This is a genomic window from Neisseria sp. P0009.S007, from assembly GCF_051962515.1.
The window spans coordinates 1-455 of record NZ_JBQCVF010000884.1 but is presented as its reverse complement, the minus strand read 5'-3'; the positions used below and the strand labels follow the sequence as shown (position 1 = coordinate 455).

The window sequence follows — 455 nt, the reverse complement described above, 5'->3', positions numbered from 1 at the left end:
CTGAAACCCATATCATCAGGTTTTCAGACGGCCTTAATCTTTTTATGATAAGGCAATCAGTCTGCCAATTTTCTTGCCAATTCTGCCAAACGTTTACCTTGCGCAAAGGCAATATCGTTTTCTTCGGCAGTCAATGCCGGCTTGCTGTCGTGGCCGGAAACATGGCTTGCGCCGTAAGGCGTGCCGCCGCTTTGGGTATTGCTGAGCGCGGACTCGGTATAGGGAATGCCGCTGATGACCATGCCGTGGTGCAGCAGGGGCAGCATCATGGTCAGCAAGGTGCTTTCTTGGCCACCGTGCAGAGAAGATGTGCTGGTGAATACGGTGGCAGGTTTGCCGACGAGTTCTGCGCCGAGCCAAAGGGGAATGGTGCCGTCGATAAAGTATTTCATCGCGGCGGCCATATTGCCGAAACGTGTCGGGCTGCCGCGCGCGAGGCCGGCGCAGTTTTTGAG

1 protein-coding gene is annotated in these 455 nt (G+C 55.2%); it reads right to left on the bottom strand.

What is annotated here, in order from left to right; translation table 11 throughout:
- Positions 1-56 precede the first annotated feature (56 nt).
- Positions 57-455 (bottom strand): NAD(P)H:quinone oxidoreductase (locus ACTHS3_RS16930; protein WP_440368630.1); only part of this gene is annotated, 399 nt, incomplete at its 5' end.